This window comes from Thermanaeromonas sp. DSM 22490, from assembly GCF_056378755.1.
The window spans coordinates 1-17,712 of the sequence record NZ_JBJHHE010000018.1; the positions used below are offsets into that span (position 1 = coordinate 1).

15 protein-coding genes and 1 pseudogene are annotated in these 17,712 nt (G+C 52.4%); 8 read left to right on the top strand and 8 right to left on the bottom strand.

The annotated features are described in order from the left end of the window. Window positions 1-11: 11 nt before the first annotated feature. The 6 genes from AC1BI1_RS11415 to AC1BI1_RS11440 all read right to left on the bottom strand — a co-directional run bounded on the left by AC1BI1_RS11415 (window position 12) and on the right by AC1BI1_RS11440 (window position 6,275). Window positions 12-329 carry a hypothetical protein gene (locus AC1BI1_RS11415; protein ID WP_476717427.1) on the bottom strand — a complete coding sequence of 106 codons (318 nt, stop codon included), beginning with the start codon at window positions 327-329 and terminating at the stop codon, window positions 12-14. A 174-nt stretch (window positions 330-503) separates the two neighbouring features. After that, window positions 504-2,759: a stalk domain-containing protein gene (locus AC1BI1_RS11420; RefSeq protein WP_476717428.1), complete on the bottom strand. Its 2,256-nt coding sequence runs from the start codon at window positions 2,757-2,759 to the stop codon at window positions 504-506. A 115-nt stretch (window positions 2,760-2,874) separates the two neighbouring features. Continuing rightward, window positions 2,875-3,015, bottom strand: coding sequence for a hypothetical protein (locus AC1BI1_RS11425; RefSeq protein WP_476717429.1), 141 nt, complete (start codon window positions 3,013-3,015; stop codon window positions 2,875-2,877). Between the two features lie 24 nt (window positions 3,016-3,039). Next, entirely contained in the window at window positions 3,040-4,380 is a 1,341-nt protein-coding gene (locus AC1BI1_RS11430; RefSeq protein ID WP_476717430.1) for an Ig-like domain-containing protein, read from the bottom strand. Between the two features lie 370 nt (window positions 4,381-4,750). Next, complete coding sequence (locus AC1BI1_RS11435) at window positions 4,751-5,845, bottom strand: S-layer homology domain-containing protein (RefSeq protein ID WP_476717431.1); 1,095 nt, start codon at window positions 5,843-5,845, stop codon at window positions 4,751-4,753. A 217-nt stretch (window positions 5,846-6,062) separates the two neighbouring features. Beyond that, window positions 6,063-6,275, bottom strand: coding sequence for a helix-turn-helix domain-containing protein (locus AC1BI1_RS11440; RefSeq protein WP_476717432.1), 213 nt, complete (start codon window positions 6,273-6,275; stop codon window positions 6,063-6,065). 141 nt (window positions 6,276-6,416) lie between these two features. On the opposite strand from AC1BI1_RS11440, the gene AC1BI1_RS11445 reads away from it, so the two are divergent. The 3 genes from AC1BI1_RS11445 (at window position 6,417) to AC1BI1_RS11455 (ending at window position 12,718) form a co-directional block, all read left to right on the top strand. Continuing rightward, the gene (locus AC1BI1_RS11445; protein ID WP_476717433.1) at window positions 6,417-6,731 is read left to right on the top strand and encodes a helix-turn-helix domain-containing protein; all 315 of its coding nucleotides are present in this window, start codon (window positions 6,417-6,419) and stop codon (window positions 6,729-6,731) included. Window positions 6,732-7,206: 475 nt separating this feature from the next. After that, window positions 7,207-9,939, top strand: a complete 2,733-nt coding sequence (locus AC1BI1_RS11450) for a site-specific DNA-methyltransferase (RefSeq protein WP_476717434.1) — start codon at window positions 7,207-7,209, stop codon at window positions 9,937-9,939. Between the two features lie 7 nt (window positions 9,940-9,946). Then, entirely contained in the window at window positions 9,947-12,718 is a 2,772-nt protein-coding gene (locus AC1BI1_RS11455) for a BPTD_3080 family restriction endonuclease (RefSeq protein WP_476717467.1), read from the top strand. Here the strand turns inward: AC1BI1_RS11455 and AC1BI1_RS11460 are convergent. Beyond that, on the bottom strand, window positions 12,715-12,957 hold the full coding sequence (locus AC1BI1_RS11460) for a type II toxin-antitoxin system death-on-curing family toxin (RefSeq protein WP_476717435.1): 243 nt from the start codon (window positions 12,955-12,957) through the stop codon (window positions 12,715-12,717). The two genes, AC1BI1_RS11455 and AC1BI1_RS11460, sit on opposite strands and share 4 nt — an antisense overlap. After that, on the bottom strand, window positions 12,954-13,121 hold the full coding sequence (locus tag AC1BI1_RS11465; protein ID WP_476717436.1) for a hypothetical protein: 168 nt from the start codon (window positions 13,119-13,121) through the stop codon (window positions 12,954-12,956). Before AC1BI1_RS11465 ends, AC1BI1_RS11460 begins: the two co-directional genes overlap by 4 nt. A 259-nt stretch (window positions 13,122-13,380) precedes the next feature. Between AC1BI1_RS11465 and AC1BI1_RS11470 the strand changes: the two are divergent. From AC1BI1_RS11470 to moeB, 5 genes and pseudogenes are all read left to right on the top strand, one after another. After that, window positions 13,381-13,844 (top strand): annotated as a pseudogene (locus tag AC1BI1_RS11470) (QueT transporter family protein). A gap of 7 nt (window positions 13,845-13,851) precedes the next feature. Continuing rightward, window positions 13,852-14,565 (top strand): demethylmenaquinone methyltransferase, encoded by a 714-nt coding sequence (locus AC1BI1_RS11475; RefSeq protein ID WP_476717437.1) that lies wholly within the window; start codon window positions 13,852-13,854, stop codon window positions 14,563-14,565. An 8-nt stretch (window positions 14,566-14,573) separates the two neighbouring features. Continuing rightward, window positions 14,574-16,049, top strand: a complete 1,476-nt coding sequence (locus AC1BI1_RS11480) for a menaquinone biosynthesis decarboxylase (RefSeq protein WP_476717438.1) — start codon at window positions 14,574-14,576, stop codon at window positions 16,047-16,049. Next, window positions 15,994-16,863, top strand: coding sequence for a UbiA-like polyprenyltransferase (locus AC1BI1_RS11485; RefSeq protein WP_476717439.1), 870 nt, complete (start codon window positions 15,994-15,996; stop codon window positions 16,861-16,863). The genes AC1BI1_RS11480 and AC1BI1_RS11485 overlap by 56 nt, the downstream gene beginning before the upstream one ends. Before the next feature lie 33 nt (window positions 16,864-16,896). Continuing rightward, window positions 16,897-17,700, top strand: coding sequence for a molybdopterin-synthase adenylyltransferase MoeB (gene moeB, locus AC1BI1_RS11490; protein WP_476717440.1), 804 nt, complete (start codon window positions 16,897-16,899; stop codon window positions 17,698-17,700). Window positions 17,701-17,712 lie beyond the last annotated feature (12 nt).

Consider the following 17,712-nt stretch of genomic DNA (forward strand, 5'->3'; position numbering starts at 1 on the left):
TCACAAAGCATTCATGAGCAAATTAATGAAAGCGGAATCCTTTGTGGCATAATCTCCATAATTAGGGGGCCAGCCCGTTCTTCGTACTCTTCCTCGTATTTCACCCTCCAGCAGTGCGGCTCTTCTCTGGGGTCGTACCAAGCGCAGTGCTTGCCGCAGTTCTGGCCGTTAATGGGGCAAATAAGGGGCTTTTTAGACAGTTTCCATATAACCCAAATCGAGATGATAAGTGAAGCAGAAAGCAGCATAACTACACCATCCTTGATCGCCCCATTCCTTATAGCTATCACTCCCATGCCAATAAGGAAAAGAAGTATAAGCGCAGCCATATCTAACGACCTTGTCCTCCTCTTCTTTTGTTCTCACTATCCGGTAGCCGCTCTTTGCCATCCGGTAGGGGTGCATTCCCTTTGTCGCCAACTAAGGCTGTGCCACCGTCACTAAATAAACATACTTTCTTAAGCGCCCACGTTGGGATTGTCGCCAGGTAAACTTCTCCACCCTCACCAAATCTCACAGATGGCGGGCCTGGCAGTTTCGGGAACACTTAGCTCCCCGATCCTCCACCCCGGCTCAGTAGTTTCGATGAAGTAGTAGCTCGTATTTCCCTGGAAGTAAGCCCGCAGGTTCATTGTGAGCCTATCCGCTGGTATCTGATCCAAGGAAAAGGCTACACCCACAGCGGCATGGGCGATAGGAAAGGGATAGACCAGAATGGCCACCCGGTAGCCGAGCTTTCTTAAGATGGCTGCCAGAAGCACGGACTTATTGATGCAGTCCCCTCCGTGGGCAATGACCTGGGGCGGGTACTGCGTGTTGGTCGGCAGGATTATTTTGTAGGGTATGGACTGGACAAAAGCAGCGATAAATTCGGCCTTGCGGAAGATATCGTAACCCTGGGCTTCTGCCGCACGGTTTAAACGATCGGCCACATAGCTTATGTACTCTGAGCTTGTCCTATCCTGTACCAGCATATTATTCAGGATCTCCTGGGCCATGGTCACGGGAGAACCAGTAGCGAAGAGGCTGGCGAACCACATGGCAGGATTCGAAGCTATAAACATGTACCAGAGGGGCCATTTAATCATTTTCTGCCCTTGCTCGTATTTCACGAGCACTTGAGGCACCTCGATGGTCCAGCTAAACTGCTTTCCTTCGTAGTACCAGGTGTACGTATTACGGATTGTCTCCAGGCCCCCAGGGTATTGAAGGGGAGGAAGGACCACCACGTTGGAGGCCGGAGGTTGCCCATAGGAAACATTGTTCGTTCTCCAGGATATCTGTATTGTTTCGCTCGGAGGGCTTTCTTCTCCCGCCTGGTTCACCGCCGTTACATAAATTTTGGTGAGGGTGGTGCTAATCGGGAAGGTAGCGTAAGAATAAGAATAACTGTTCCCAGAACATAAGGCTAGCTCATGCGGTGGAGTCCACGTGCCGTTTTGATCAAGATAATCAGAAGTATAGATCTTGTAGCCGGTCGCACCGTTTACCGGGTTCCAGGAGAGGGTCACCCAAAAGCCTGACATACCAGAACTGTTCATCGGGCTAAGGTCCACGTGCAATCCAGTGGGGGCTTCAGGCTTGGGGGACTGATTGTTGGACGGTTGACTAGCCGCCTGGTTGACGTTTCCTACGACATTCCAGTCAGGGAGCGTCACCTGCAATGTTTGGCTGGGAGGGCTTTCCTCACCCGCCTGGTTAACCGCCGTCACGTAAAATGTTTCGGTGACGTTGTTTTTAACCATGAGGGGATAACGGATGGTAAAAGTGGGATTAGTAGGATACCCGCAGATAACCCATTTGCTGCTCTCTGTAGTGCTTACCAGTGTATACACCCGGTACCCGGTAGCCCCATTTACCGGATCCCAGGAGATGGTTACACTGGCCCCTATAATGCGCTGAGACGTAGCGCTTATCTCCGGAGTGATGCTCACCAGATGCAGCCCGGTCGGTGCTTCAAGCTTATTCCCAACTAACGAACCAGCAGAGACGGATATGGTATTGCTTGGCGGGCTCTCCCCTGCTGAATTTACCGCCGTAACGTAGAACTCCCAGGAGGTACCCGCAAAAGTGCTGGTGTAGGTGTTAGTATTAGTCTCTATGAAGGCGGGCCCCTGGGGTGTCCAGGAATGGGTCTCATAAACCCTGTACCCGCTCGCATTGTTTACAGGGTCCCAGCCCAGGGTTATTACATAATGGCTAGATACTCCTGCCGGGCTAATGCTTACCAGGTGCAGCCCGGTCGGAGCCTGGGGTTTTTGCCGTTGATTATCGGATACCCGAGTGGCCGGCTGGTCGTCCAGTCTAATGACCACCTGCTGGTATTCGGCGTTCCAGTCTATCCTGGCATCAAAGGCCTGGGCCATCCACCGGAACGGGACCATGGTCCGGCCACCGATAACTTCCGGGGCTACGTCCATGGCCGTAGTAGCACCGTTAATTGTTATAAGGTTGCTGCCGATGGTGAGCTGGATAACCTTGTTACCTTTGATGAGGGTGACTTTACCGGTATCATATAGTATATTCTCCGGGGTGACACCCAGGGTCTGGGCAGCATACCTCAGGGGAATGAAGGTCCGGCCATCCTTAGTATACGGGGTAACGTCCATAAGAAATTCCTGGCCGTCAACGGTGTAAATGTTGCTTCCGATTGTAAATACTACTGTTTGCTCCGCCGCCCTTGAAGGTAGAGGCAATAAAAACAAAATTCCGACCAAAGTGACCAAAGATAGGAGAAACGTAAGTAACTTGCGCCTCATCTACCTCCCCCCATGCCCATTTCCTCCCGTCCCACTCCCTGACAGTCCTCTCTAGTAATAAGCTTTCTCTACGCGTGTGGGCTACTCATCCGATTGCGAGATACTTCTTTACGTTCTACAAGGACCGCCAAAACCACCTCCCCCAGGGACCTACTATATCAAAGCTTAGGGCTGTTTTAGAGAAAACGAAAAAGGCCAACATAACTACTAAAGCTACCAAGAGGTAAAGCACAGCCCGCCCTAATCTCCTACGCATAAAATAACCTCCCCTGGAAAACCATTACTGGAAGCCCCAGCGGCCCTCCCACCAGTTCCACTGGTCGATACCCCCATAGGCTTGGACAGCCTCGTAGATGTCCTGGAAGAGCTGCTTATAGCCTTGATAATAGCCAACGGCATGTTGATCGCCCTGGTAGATAACTCCAGGGGCTCTGCCCTGTAGCTTTAAGAGCATTTTGTTGATGAGCCCCCTCTTCACTAGTACAGTTGGCTCAATAGCCACTGTATGGTCTACGGTATTCGCTATGACCCAGGCGTGCGAGCCAAGGTTGGGGTCCCAGGGGCAGGGCCCTACGGCGATGGAGGCCTTGAAACCCGAGATCTCTAAAGCCCATTCCAGCATGGCCGCAGACTCGGAACAGTCGAAGATTTCCTGCTCATAACCCCTGGGCAGAGAAAAGGCGAACAGGAACTTGCACAGCTCGGAGAACGTATTGGAGTAACGCCCGTAGGGGCTGGATACCTGGTAGTAGTTCTTGGGCACCTGGGTAGCCGGATCTTCGTAGAATACTTTCAGTGTAGCCGTGGTGGCGTTTCCCGCCGCATCCCGGGCCACGACGGTTATGGTGTTGTTCCCCGCCTCCAACCCCTCTAGTTCACAGGTGAACCTGCCATCCTGACCTACCTGGATCTCACGGGTTACTTTAGGGGTCTTTGCTGTAATTATGGCTCCTGCCTCGGTTACCCCGCTTACCGTAATCTTAGGCCAGCGGGTTATAGCGCCGTCTACAGGAGATATAACTTGCAGCGGTGGGGGAGTGGTATCACGGGCAGGGCTATAAGAGCTGGCCTGTGCAGTAGGGTTTGAGGAGTAAGAGTAAGAAAAGGAAGGACGGTAATAACTGCGTCCGAAAATAAAGTAAATGGCCAACAACGCCGCTACAATATACCCGAATGCTATAAGCAGAGTAACGCCCATAGACTGCCCGAACCCTTCCTGGTCTGCTTTGGGCTGACTTTTTTCTTTACTGTCTTCGGTCGAAGGTAGGTTGACAGGCTGAGTTTCCTCTAGAGCTGCAGCTACCTCTTGCATAGCTAGGAGGGGTTCGGTATGTTCTAAAGGAGTAGAACCCTGCCTCCTCCTGGCAGGAGGCTGAACCTCCAAGGGTACCCTTTCTTCTTTCCCTTCGGAAAGCCCACGGCGGCCGCAGGTAGGGCAGGCTAGCTCCACTCTACCGTCGCTCCAGACTATTATAGTAGCGCCATGCCCTTGGGGACACTTCACCGGGTGGCTGCCCACTACCCTGACCCCATCCTCTACCCTTTGGCCTTCGTACTTGTTTAGCAGGCCCTGGATACGCTTCCTAGTTTCAGGGTCAAGATCTTCGAACTTCAGGGGCATAAAACCAACCCCCTTGCCTATAATCCTAGCCTCGGGACAGCCAATGGTCATTTTGCTACAAGGGAAATCACCTAACCCTCGGTTGCCTTCGACACATTTATTCTACCTTCCAGCTTTTTCTCCTCCTTTGGGCTATCGACTTCATCAAGCGTGTAAAAGCACTCCGCCCCGCAAAAAGGGCAGGGCCAGGGTGGCCTGGTCCGGGCGGAGAACGATAATTGGCCGCATTGTGGGCAACGCTTGCCGGTCATTTTTTCCTCTCCTTCCTTTTGCTGATCAAAGTAAGTGGGGCCCGTAAACTAGGCCCCTTCCCTCATTTTTGAAACTTCGCTCCGCTTATGCACTTCTGGGCACCTCTGTGTTCCCTTTTTTACTTTGGCACCCTGCCCAAGGTGGCGAGCACACGCCGCACCACCACTACTGCTTCGGCACGGGTAGCCTTACCTTGGGGTACGAGGCTTACGGAGGTACGGCCCCGCAGGATATTTTCTTTCACCGCAGCAGCTACGCCCTCCCTGGCCCATGGGCTTACCTCACCGGCATCGGTAAAGCGAGCCAGGATCTTTTCGACTTCGCCAGTTACCACGACTTTTTTCCCGGCCCGGGCCAGGGCCCGCTGGATCATGCAGGCCATCTCTTCCCTGGTGATAGGAGACGCTGGCCGGAAGGTCCCGTCCGGGTACCCGCTGATGAGTCCCGCTTCCCTGGCCGTCTCCACGGCGCCAAAATACCACTCGGAAGGGCTGACATCCCAGAAGTGGCTTTCCACTGGCTTCTTTTCTTCTATCCTCAGGGCCCGGAGTAAGAAGGCAGCAAACTCGGCCCTGGTTACCTCCGGGTCAGGAGCGAACCTGTCCTCGCCTATGCCGCGGGCTATCCCCAGGGCAGCCAGGGCTTCGATATCCGCTTGGGCCCAGTGGCCCTGGACATCGGCAAAGGTCTTTGGCGGTGCCTTCTCTAGCAAGGCGTATTTGCTAAGGTGGTCGGTCTCAAAGACGATAGCTCCCGCCTGGGCATCGTAGCTACCACCCAGGGCCACCCAGGTATTGGTAGCTTCATCGTAGCGGTGGGCATCAAGCTTGCCTGCAACTGCGGCCCCTCTGGCCTCCTCTGGCACCGGCAGGCTTACCCGGATGGCCGCCCCGAACCGCTCGACCGCCTGTTTGGTTCCATCCTGGGCTACCGTCATGGCGTTAAGCTCGAATACGTCGCCGATAAGCCGCAAGCCCCGAGCATTAACTGCTCCAGATACCAGCCGTTTTGCCTCTTCAGTGGCCAGCTTGACCGCCGCTACCTCGACCTGAGCCGCGTCGGCTGCCACCAGTGCCTCTAGCGCTGCCGGAGGCAGGGTAAACTTTACTTCGGACACCGAGAGGACCACAGGCTTTTCAGCCTGGATCACCTTTTGCAGCTGGGCCACAGTAAGGGCTAGGACCTCCTCCTTCTCAGGTACGGAGATGGCCACTACGCTTTGCTCCCCACCTGCTGGGCAAAGCGCCTGGAACCTTCCGCGAAACCAGTAACCTGGTGCTCTAGTTCCTGCCTGCTATAAATTTCCTTTTTACCAAAGCAAATCCTGGAAGAAAGTGAGACCTCTATACCCCCTTTCGTACCGACTTCTAGGCTAATTTTTTCCTTCGTGGAGGGGCTCCGTGATAATGCTTGCCTTAGTTTTCTTCTCCTTATCTTCTTCTCTGGGCGGGGGCAGTATCTTCAATTAGCGTAGTTACTGGCACATCTAAAGCCGCAGCAAGTTTCTCCAATGTGCGCAGTGTGGGTGACTTCTGCCCAACCTCAATGCTGTGAATGAAAGAAGGAGAAACTTTTGCCCTTCGGGCCAATTCCGCCCTGGTAATTCTCTTTTCCTGCCTAACGGCCTGCAGCCTGATTCGCATGGTAGCCCACCGGTGTTCATAGTATATTCCGCATAAAGTATATCCTCTTTAGAGTATACTGTCAATACGCTAAAAAGGTCAGTTACGAATATTGTTCCTTACCTTGCCGTATAGTAGCATCCTCTATAGAGGATGGTGTGGATGACAACAGGACAGAGGCTTAGGGAAATCAGAGCGAAATATGGTATTAGCCGATCTAGCCTGGCTAGGAAAGCCGGGGTGTCACTCTCTTTTCTCAATGCCATAGAGAAGGATGAGAAGGAGCCCACTATTGCCACGCTGAGAAAAATTTGCGCCAGCCTGGGCATCACCTTGGGGGAGTTTTTCGCAGAGGAAAATGAGGCAGTTACGGTTCCCCAGCATTTGCGCGCTCTGCTAGAGGAGGCGAGGGCTCTAACACCAAAACAGGCCGCCCGATTGCGTGACTTTTTGGCGGCATTGAAGGAAAAAGAGTAGGGGCAAAAGATGGCTAAGAAACTGCCTTTAGACGATGGGAGCCCTTTTGCGCTAGAGCTCAAAGAGGCGGAAAAGGCCGGGTAATAGACTTTATCTCCCGGCCTTTTCCGTGACCTTACAGGACAAAATTATGGAGTATTTCCTATGCCTGCTACGCCTCGCAGGCGATTCGTTATAGTTTTTATTTACCACTTTGGCCGCCACCGGAACGGTTTCAGGGGGAGACAACGGCTCTTAAGCCAGAATTTAGAGGCACATATGGTAGGTGGTAACTTTTAACGAGAATTGGAGGATAAAGACATTTGACATAGAATAACAGTTATTAAAATGTGGATGGATAAAGGCTAAAAAGTCAAGAATTATATCTTAACGTAAGCCAAACCCTAGGAGACCTGAGATAATTTAGCTTGCCGCAAGGGATAGTAGAATTATAAATCTTCGAGAAGGTATTGCCAACATGAGGAGTGTTTCCCCCGTGGCAAAGAAAAGAAAGCGGGCAAACAAAGCAAGTCCCAATGGCGCCGAGGATTTCCGACACCCAGAGGTTACCCGCAAGAATAACCCGCCTGCGGGGCTGGCACCCACCTATGAAGTGCGGGAGCAGCGGACCCAACGTTATGCCTACAATCCCCATGAAGACCCTCAGCTGGTATGGGCGGGCAAGGCCGAGCATACTTCCTTCGAGGTTGATGTCGTTTCCCTACATATTCACGAGTACGTTTCTACGAAGGCCATTCTTAATGCCGTCCGCCGACCCGAGCCGGTGCAGCTAACCATTTTCGGAGAGACGCCGTTACCCGCCGACCAGCAGCTCGCCTTTTACCAGCACGATGTTGGCTGGACGAACCGGCTCATCCTGGGCGATTCCCTACTGGTCATGAACTCGCTGTTGGTCAAAGAAGGCATGGTGGGAAAGGTGCAGATGATCTATATGGACCCGCCTTACGGCATAAAGTATGCTTCCAACTTCCAGCCCCGCATTGACCGCCGCGACGTGAAGGATCAAGATACAGATCTCACCCACGAGCCGGAGCAGATTAAGGCCTACAGGGACACTTGGAAGCTGGGCATCCATTCCTACTTGACCTACCTGCGCGACCGCCTGCTCCTTTGCCGCGAGCTTCTGCACGAGAGCGGCTCCATCTTCGTGCAAATCAACGACGAGAACCTGCACCTGGTGCGCTGCTTACTGGATGAGGTGTTCGGGCGGGAGAATTTTGTAGCAGTAATCAGTTTTGTCAAGACGAGTGGCAAAGGCGGGGCCTTACTCGACACAGTCAACGACTACCTTTTGTGGTACGCAAAGAATAAAACTTTAATCAAGTACCACCAGCTATACCTGCCTAAAGAGCTAGGCGTAGAAGGGGCCAAGGGCTACCAGCATGTAGAACTTCCCGACGGTACACGGAGGCGCCTCAGTCGCCAGGAATTAGAAAACCCGGAGCTACTCCCTGAAGGCGCGCGAGTGTTTATGGCCAGTGGACTTGACTCACAGGAGCCGGGTAAGACTACCTTTGCCTATGAGTTTCAAGGCGTATCCTTTTTACCAGCAAGTGGGAAGCGACATTGGGCCACAGGGTTTGAAGGTATGGAGCGTCTTAAGCGAGCGGAACGTCTCTTTGTCGTAGGCAATACGCTCAGGTACGTGCGTTACTTAGATGAAGTTCCAATGCATCCCCTTACCAACATTTGGACGGATACAGGTATTGCCGGCTACGGCGATCCCAAGCTTTACGCCGTCCAGACTAACACCAAAGTCATCGAGCGTTGTATCCTTATGACTACCGACCCCGGCGATCTGGTTTTTGACCCGACTTGTGGCAGCGGCACTACCGCCTACTGCGCCGAAAAGTGGGGCCGCAGGTGGATAACCTGCGACACCTCCCGCGTGGCTGTCGCTATCGCCAGGCAGAGGCTCATGACCGCTCGCTTTGATTATTATGAGCTGAAAAACCCCGAAAAGGGCCCTGCTGGTGGCTTTGAGTATGAAAAAGTGCCCCACATCACCTTAGAGAGCATCGCCAAGAATATGGAAATCGATGCGATTGCGGAAAAGTATCAACCCGAGATTGATGCTGCCCTGGCACTGCTGAACGAGGCTCTCGGCCAAAACTGGCGGGAGTGGGAGGTGCCCCGTGATATAAACGAGGGCTGGTCGGAGGAAGCCAAGGAAGCACATCGCTGGTTTTGGGAGCTAAAGCATAAGAAGCGGCAAGAGATAAACGAAAGCATCCGGCGGAACGCCCCTTCCGAAGACTTGCGTGACCGTCCTAGGATAAGACGGGGAGTGGTCAGGGTTTCGGGGCCATTTACTGTAGAAGCCATCCCCGCACCGACAATTGAAGACCCGATGCAGGCTCCCGTGCCGCAGTTCGAGGATGAGGAAGCGCGAGCTCGGATCTCGGACCCAGGGGGCGATTATTTGAGCCGTCTCATTAATTTGTTGAAGGCACAGGGAGGTGTCCTGTTTAAAGACGGCAAAAGGCTAGAGCTTAGAAACCTGCGACGCCTTAGTTTAGGGATGCTCCATGCCGAGGCCGAAGCCACCCAAAATGATAAAACAATCCGGGTGGCCGTGAGCTTCGGCCCGCAGTACGGTCCCGTTACCGCCTTCCAGGTTCAGGAGGCCGTTCCAACGGCCAAGGTAAACGGTTATGACCTCCTAATCTTTGCGGGTTTTAGCTTTGACCCGGAGGCGCAGGCCTTGCTTCAGCGGACACCAGTAGCACGAATTAAGGTGGAGTTCGTCAACATCTCCCCTGATGTGTTGGTTGAAGACTTACTGAAAGCCAACCGCGCCAGTCAAATTTTTACCGCTTTTGGTCAGCCAGACGTAAAGCTGGAGAAAAATCAGGACGGTACCTGGACGGTAGAATTGCTGGGCGTGGACATTTATGACCCGCTCACTGGTGAGGTTTACAGCACGCGGGGTGAGGACGTGGCTGCTTGGTTCCTTGATACCGACTACGACGGAGCCACCTTCCACATCTGCCAGGCGTTCTTTCCAGGTGATGCTAACGCGTGGGAGAAGCTTCAGCGGGCATTGAAAGCTCAAATCGCTTCAGAAGTCTTTGAGAGCATGCGCGGCACCCGCTCGTTTCCCTTTAAGCTTGGCGACCATAAAAGAGTCGCCGTCAAGGTTATCGACTTCCGGGGTAACGAAGTAATAGCTGTGCGCTCGCTGGGGGAGGGGACACATGGCTACTGAGAAAGCAATGTTAGTGGACGAGCCGATCCTCAACTCCCCTTTTGAAGAGCCCGCCCGCTGGTGGGATTACGCGGAGGGCCAGCCCGTGGTCAGGGAAGGAAGGCGGCCTGCTGGCTACTATCTTCGTCCTCGTACCCGTGGCCCCCAGGTTTCGATACTTGAGGAAGAGTTCATTCCCCTGGAGACCGTAAACCTTATCCGTGCTCGGGTAAAGGATTGGAGACAAAGAGGGTACCCTGGGGTAACTTCCATTACCCGTCGGCTTTTGAACCACTGGAACGATCCGGGGCGGGAAAGGCGGCTATTCTTCTGCCAGAGGGAAGCCGCGGAGACGCTTATCTGGCTTGTAGAGGCGTCCCCGTCTGAGAGGGAAGGTATTATCATTCCGAAGGATAACGGCCTTATCCGATATGCCTGTAAAATGGCTACGGGTAGCGGCAAGACCGTGGTCATGGCGATGGTTATCGCCTGGCAGGTTCTTAACAAGCTTGCCAATCCTCAGGATCGACGCTTTTCCGACGCTGTGCTTCTCGTCTGCCCTAACCTGACCATAAAGGAGCGGCTTCAGGTTCTCCTGCCGTGGCGCACCAAGAATTATTACGAGCGCTTTGACCTGGTTCCAAAAGGGATGATGGATCGTCTTCAAGAAGGACGGTATCTTATCACCAACTGGCATCTTTTCCAGCCAAAGGACGATGCGCGCTCTAAAAGCGTGGTTCAGCGTGGCCAGGAAAGCGATACCGCTTTCTGCAACCGCGTACTTAAGGAACTAGGGAAGAAGCAAAACATACTGGTCATAAACGACGAGGCCCACCACGCCTACCGGCCGGCGCCTCTCCCTGACGAGGTAAAAGAAAAGCTTTCGCCAGATGAGGTTGCCGAAAGAGAGGAAGCCACTGTTTGGGTGAGCGGGCTCGACCGGATTAACGCCGTTCGGGGCATTAACTTTTGCGCCGACTTTTCAGCCACTCCATTTTATATCAAGGGCAGTGGCTACCCGGAGGGTGAGCCCTTCCCCTGGATAGTTTCGGATTTTGGGCTGGTAGATGCCATCGAGTCAGGTATTGTTAAGATACCACGGATTCCTGTAGACGACGATACAGGTGCGCCTATACCGAGGTACTTCCGCCTGTGGGAATGGATCAACCAGCAGCTCCCGGCCTCAGAACGCCAGACAGCTCGCCGCCGGGCCAAGCCCCAATCGGTACTTCGGGAAGCTGATGGGGCCTTAAAGATGCTTGCCTCTGAGTGGAAAAAGACGCTAGAAGAGTACCAAAGGGTAGGCTCACCAGTCCCGCCGGTAATGATCGTCGTCTGCGACAACACCGACCTTTCTCAACTGGTCTATGAATATATTGCTAAGGGTAACGTGATAGCCGAACTAGAGAACCGCCCAGGGCAAGAGGTCACTTTGCGTATCGATACTAAACTTCTCAAGGAAGCGGAAAGTGTAGTGGAAGGTTTTACACGTAAAGAGGCGGCCGAACGCCTGCGCAAGACGGTGGATACCGTAGGTAAGACTGAATGGGACGGCGAAGGCGACCCGCCTGGTAAGGATATAAAATGCGTTGTCTCAGTGGGCATGCTTACCGAGGGATGGGACGCCCAGAACGTCACCCAGATTCTAGGGCTACGGGCTTTTACCTCCCAACTCCTGTGCGAGCAAGTGATCGGGAGAGGCCTCCGGCGCCTAAACTACGATGACTTTAGGGAGCCGGAATATGTGGACGTCTACGGTGTACCCTTTGAAGTAATTCCTGTGAAAAAGAAGCCTGTATCCCGTACCGAGGTTACAAAGGTATCTACCCTAGTGCGTGCACTGCCGGAGCGCAAACATCTTGAGATCACGTTCCCCAGGGTTGAAGGCTACGTGTTTGATGTTAGACAGCGGATACGTCTTAATCTGCAGGGGGTACCTTACCTAGTAATCGATCCGACGAGCGAGCCTACGGAGGTAGTGGTCAAGCCCGCCGTGGGTTATCGCATAGGTCGCCCAGACCGTCTGGGACCGGGGCCAGAAGTTCTACACGATCGCAATCCCTTCCATCAGGAAAAGCGGCTACAGGCCACGGTGTACGAGATCGCGGCTGAGGTGACGCGGAGGCTTAAAGAAAAGCGGGAGGAGTGGACTGGCCGCCACATTCTGTTTCCTCAGGTGCTCAGATGCGTGTGGCAGTATTTGGAGGAACGTGTGGTCAGGTCTAGACCGGACATACCGCTGGAGGAAATCGCCCTGCTGCGCTACAAGCAGCGCATCGTTGAGCGTATAACTGCTGCCATTGAGCCGGATACGGAAGCAGGCGAGCCCCCTATTCTTCCGGTAGTGGAACGCTTCCGACCCTTCGGCTCCACTTCGGAAGTGCTGTTCCGGACTGTGAGACCTACGGTGGGCACTACAAAAAGCCATATTAGTCATGTCGTTTTAGACGCGCCAGTATGGGAGCATAGCGTTGCTTACCAGTTGGAGCGTATGCCGGAAGTAGTAGCTTACGCCCGGAATGACCACCTGGATTGCACCATCCCTTACGAATGGCAGGGGGTACCTCGCGAATACCGCCCGGATTACCTGGTGCGCTTGAAGACGAAAAATGGGAGTGAACTCAAGATTTTGCTTGAGGTCAAAGGGTTTGAGAGTGAACAGGACCGTCAAAAGGAAGTTGCAGCGCACCGGTGGGTGCGGGCAGTAAATTATCACGGTGAGTTTGGCAAATGGGCGTTTGTAGTGTGCAGGGATCCGCATCAGTTGCGCTCCATTCTGTCGGAGCTTGAGCCTATTTAACAATGTACAGAGAGGGTTAATACCGAAGCAATGTAGGGGTGACGGCGGGCCAGCCCATAAAGAAGAGCGGCCACCTTGGCGAGAAGGCCCGGATAGAGCTCTGCACCGCCAAAGGTGGCCAGCGGGCCCATAACTGCGCTCTCCAGCAGCCCTCGATCGCGGATACCAGAGAGGCCGCCAGTAGCGCGCACTACCTCCTCATGTATACGTTCCACGTCCTCAGGAGTTATCCACTTCACCGTGAGGCCAGCTCCTCAAGGGCCGGCCGGTACTGCTCGATAACCTCCCTGGCCAGCTCTAAGTCCCGCCGGACCTCCAGCTGGCGTACCACAGCTTCCAAGACCTGCTTCAGTTCAGCAGGCGGAAGCTTTAAGAGTTCCTGTACCAGCGCATCGCGGGTCATAGAGGCACCTCCCTGAGAATATTATAGCATTTCCCCACAAGGCTCTTTGTCTAAACTCAGGTGGTATTACTTCCCGGCGTCCCTGTTCCGCACCAAAAAGTTGCTGAAGCTCCGGTACATCCCGGGGCTTTTTATTTTTGCTCATCATGGGGAAATTCCATACCAGGACCTATAGAAAATTGCTGCTACAGAGGATATAATAATTACGACTTGAGACATACATTAAACCCTTAACAGAAAAGGATGATACAAGACTATCATGAACCTGAACACAACCAAGATTGCACGGGTAGCTATTATTGCTGCTATTTACGCTGTAGTTACTATTATCCTATCACCCATTAGCTTTGGCGTTTTTCAAATTAGGGTGGCCGAAGCCTTGACGGTATTGCCCATTCTTTTTCCAGAAGCGATCTGGGGGCTTTTCCTGGGTTGCTTACTTAGCAACATTTATGGAGGATTGGGCCTTATCGATATTTTTTAGGGAGCTTGACCACTTTGATTGCCGCTTGGCTTACCTATCTCTTGCGCACTTCCCCCTTGGCTTATGCACCGCCGATCGTACTAAACGGGCTAATTGTGGGTACTTATCTCTCTTTCCTCCTCCATATGAATATTTTGCTTTCTATTGTGAGCGTATCTCTCGGTGAGGCTATTGCTGTTTTAGCGCTGGGTATTCCTTTAATACGCCACTTGCGCAAACTTAAATTGCATAACAGGTGATTTCTTAATGATAACGGAAAAAGAAATATATGTTCGACAGCTTTTTAGCAAGATAGCCCATCGTTATGATTTGATGAACACCCTCTTAAGTTTTAATCTGGACAAATACTGGCGGCGTATAGCAGTAGAAAAATCGGCTTTAAAGCCTGGGGGGTTTGCCTTAGATGTTTGTTGCGGTACGGGAATGTTAACTTTGGGCCTGGCACGAGCGGCCTTCCCTCACGGTAAAGTTATTGGCCTGGATTTTTGTCGGGAAATGTTAGAAGTGGCTAAAGCCAATCTGGCCCGCAGCCCCTATGGTGGAATAGTGGAACTGGTAGAAGGAAATGCCACTTCCCTTCCTTTTGAGGACAATACTTTTGATTGTGCTACCATAGCCTTTGCTTTAAGAAATGTTCCTGACCTCGAGCGAACCCTACGTGAAATGAAACGCGTTGTACGGCCAGGCGGTCGAGTGGTTTCCCTGGAACTAGCTAAACCTTGCTGGCCTGTTTTTAAACAACTTTATTACCTTTACTTTAACCGTTTAGTACCTTTACTCGGTTGTCTAGGAGTAGGGCGCAAAGATCCCTATAGCTATTTACCCCGGTCTTTAAAGGATTTCCCGCATCAGGAGGAAATACGGCTGCTTTTTACCAGAATAGGGTTGGAGCAGGCCCAATGCTTGGAGCTGACGGGGGGCATTGTAGCTATTCATGTAGGAATTAAAGGAAAGGGATGATCTGTCCTTTGGCCTATAAAGATCTCCGGGAATATCTTAAGGCGCTGGAACAAAAAGGACTTTTGCACCGCATTCCGGTCGAAGTTGATCCGATATTGGAAATAGCAGCTATTAGCGATAGGGTGGTTAAAGCGGGTGGACCGGCTCTGTTGTTCGAAAAAGTTAAGGGCTATTCTATCCCGGTAGTTACTAATCTTTTTGGCAGTGAAGAGTTATTGAAAACTGCCTTGCAAATTGAAGATCTGAACGAGCCGGCCCGGCGCCTGGCTGAGCTACTAACAGTGCCGGAATTAAACTCCTGGCGCTCAAAGTTGCAAAATATACCGCGGCTTTTGGAACTGACCAAATATTTGCCACGGCGGGTTAAACATGCTCCCTGCCAGGAAGTGGTGATAGATCCGCCCTCCCTTAAAGAATTACCTGTTCTCCAGCTATGGCCGGGCGATGGAGGCAGTTTTATTACTTTGCCCCTGGTCTTCACTCGGGACCCGCGTACAGGACGTCGTAATGTAGGCATGTACCGGATGCAGGTCTTCGACGAGAGAACCACAGGAATGCACTGGCACCTTCACAAAGATGCTGCCGAACATTTTCGTCTGGCCGGGGGGCGCCTGCCCGTAGCTGTAGCCCTGGGAGGGGATCCCAGTATTATTTATGCCGCTACGGCGCCACTCCCCTTAGGGATAGATGAGATGATACTGGCCGGTTTTTTAAGACAGGAACCTGTGGAAATGGTACCTGCTCTGACGGTAGACCTGGAGGTACCCGCCCACGCCGAAATTATCCTGGAAGGCTATGTGGAAGCAGGGGAAAGGAGGCTGGAAGGCCCCTTTGGGGACCATACAGGTTATTATTCGCCGGCTGATTATTACCCGGTTTTCCACCTTACCTGTATAACCAGGCGAAAGGATGCCCTTTATCCGGCTACAGTAGTGGGGCGTCCGCCCATGGAGGACGCCTTTTTGGGTAAATTGACGGAAAGGCTTTTCTTACCGTTAATTCAACTCCAGCTACCTGAGGTAAGGGATATCAACTTTCCTATTGAGGGCGTTTTCCATAACTGTGCTATTGTGTCCATTGAAAAGCGTTACCCCGGCCAGGCGCGTAAAGTGATGTATGCCCTGTGGGGAATGGGGCAGATGATGTTTACTAAGTTCATAATTGTGGTTGACGCAGATGTCAATGTCCACGACCTGGACGAGGTACGTTGGCGAGTCCTGGGAAATGTAGACCCTAAGCGCGATACTATAATATTAGATGGGCCTGTGGATATTTTGGATCATGCTTCCCCGCAGGTAGGCTATGGCAGTAAGATGGGAATTGATGCCACGCGGAAGCTCCCGGAGGAAGGCCATCCCCGCCCCTGGCCGGAAGAAGTGCGTACTGATCGGGAAACCCAGCAGTTAATTTTAAAGAGGTGGGAAGAGTATGGGTTACCCTCAGATATTTTACAGAAAACTAAACATCTTTTTAGAGATGATTAAGTTCGAGCACACCGTTTTTGCTCTTCCTTTTGCCTACCTGGGTGCCTTCCTGGCGGCAGGAGGAATACCTACAGCCCACCAGCTGTTCTGGATTACCATGGCCATGCTCGGTGCTCGCACGGCAGCCATGTCCCTTAACCGCCTGATCGATCGCCATATTGATGCGCTAAATCCCCGTACAGCTAATCGAGCCTTACCCCGGGGGCTTATCTCTGTCTTGGAAGTATGGGTGTATACTATTTTGTCTCTCTTGCTCCTCCTTTTTTCTGCCCTTCAGCTAAATGAGCTTGCTGTGCGGCTTTTGCCCATCGCTGTCTTTATACTGGTGATCTATTCTTATACCAAACGCTGGACTTGGGGGTGCCATCTGGTACTGGGCCTGGCCGATAGCCTGGCGCCTATGGGAGCCTGGGTAGCAGTTCGCGCAAGCTTGGATCTCCCCGCTATTGTATTGGGGTTAGGCATGGGCCTTTGGGTGGCGGGCTTTGATATTATTTATGCCTGCCAGGACTATGATTTCGACAGGCAGTACGGTATACATTCCATACCGGCCCGTTTCGGTAAGGAAAAAGCTCTGTTTATGGCCAGGGTGTTACATGCTGCCTCTTTAAGTTTCCTTGTGGCTGTGGGGATTCTCCTCCAGCTGGGCGTTATTTATTTTGTGGGGGTAGTGGTGGCGGGGCTTATTCTTATTCATGAACACCGCCTGGTATCACCCGAGGATCTGTCTCGGTTAAATATTGCCTTTTTACAGATGAACGGCTACCTTAGTGTGCTCATGTTTATTTTTACCGTACTGGCTTTAACTTTATAAACAAATACTTGCAAAAAGGAAGGTGAACCAGGTTTGACAGAGCTATCCAATGCGGAAATTGAGCGGTACAGCAGGCAGATTATCCTGCCCAATGTAGGAGGGCGCGGCCAAAAAAAGCTTAAAGAAAGCAAGGTTTTGGTAGTAGGAGCCGGCGGCTTGGGCTCTCCGGTGGCCTTTTATTTAGCAGCTGCGGGTGTAGGTACCATAGGTATAGTGGATAGCGATGCCGTAGAATTATCCAATCTGCAACGGCAAATTCTTCATACCACCGATCGATTAGGGGAGCCCAAGGTAGAGTCTGCACGGAAAACCTTGTTAGCCCTAAATCCTTTAATCACCGTGGAGACCTATCCTCTGCGCTTAAGCAAAGACAACGTTTTAGATATCATTAACAACTATGACGTGATTGTAGGAGGTGTTGACAACTTCCCGACACGCTATTTATTAAATGACGCCTGTGTTATGGCCGGGAAGCCCCTGGTAGAGGGCGGGGTGTTGCAATGGGACGGCTTAGTAATGACCATCAAACCTAAAGAAGGGCCCTGCTACCGCTGCATCTTTCCCGAACCGCCGCCGGTTGGTGCCGTACCAACTTGCCAGGAAGCGGGAATAATTGGGGTTATACCGGGGGTTATTGGAATCATTCAGGCTACAGAGGTTATCAAACTTTTACTGGGAATAGGGGATAACCTTGTCGGCCGCTTGCTTGTTTATAATGCCCTGGAAATGCGTTTTCGTGAAGTGCGCGCAGACCGCAATCCCGATTGTCCCGTTTGCAGTGATAACCCGCGCATTCGTACCCTGGAGGAATACATCTTTGCTTGCGACAACAGATAAATAGAGGCGGTA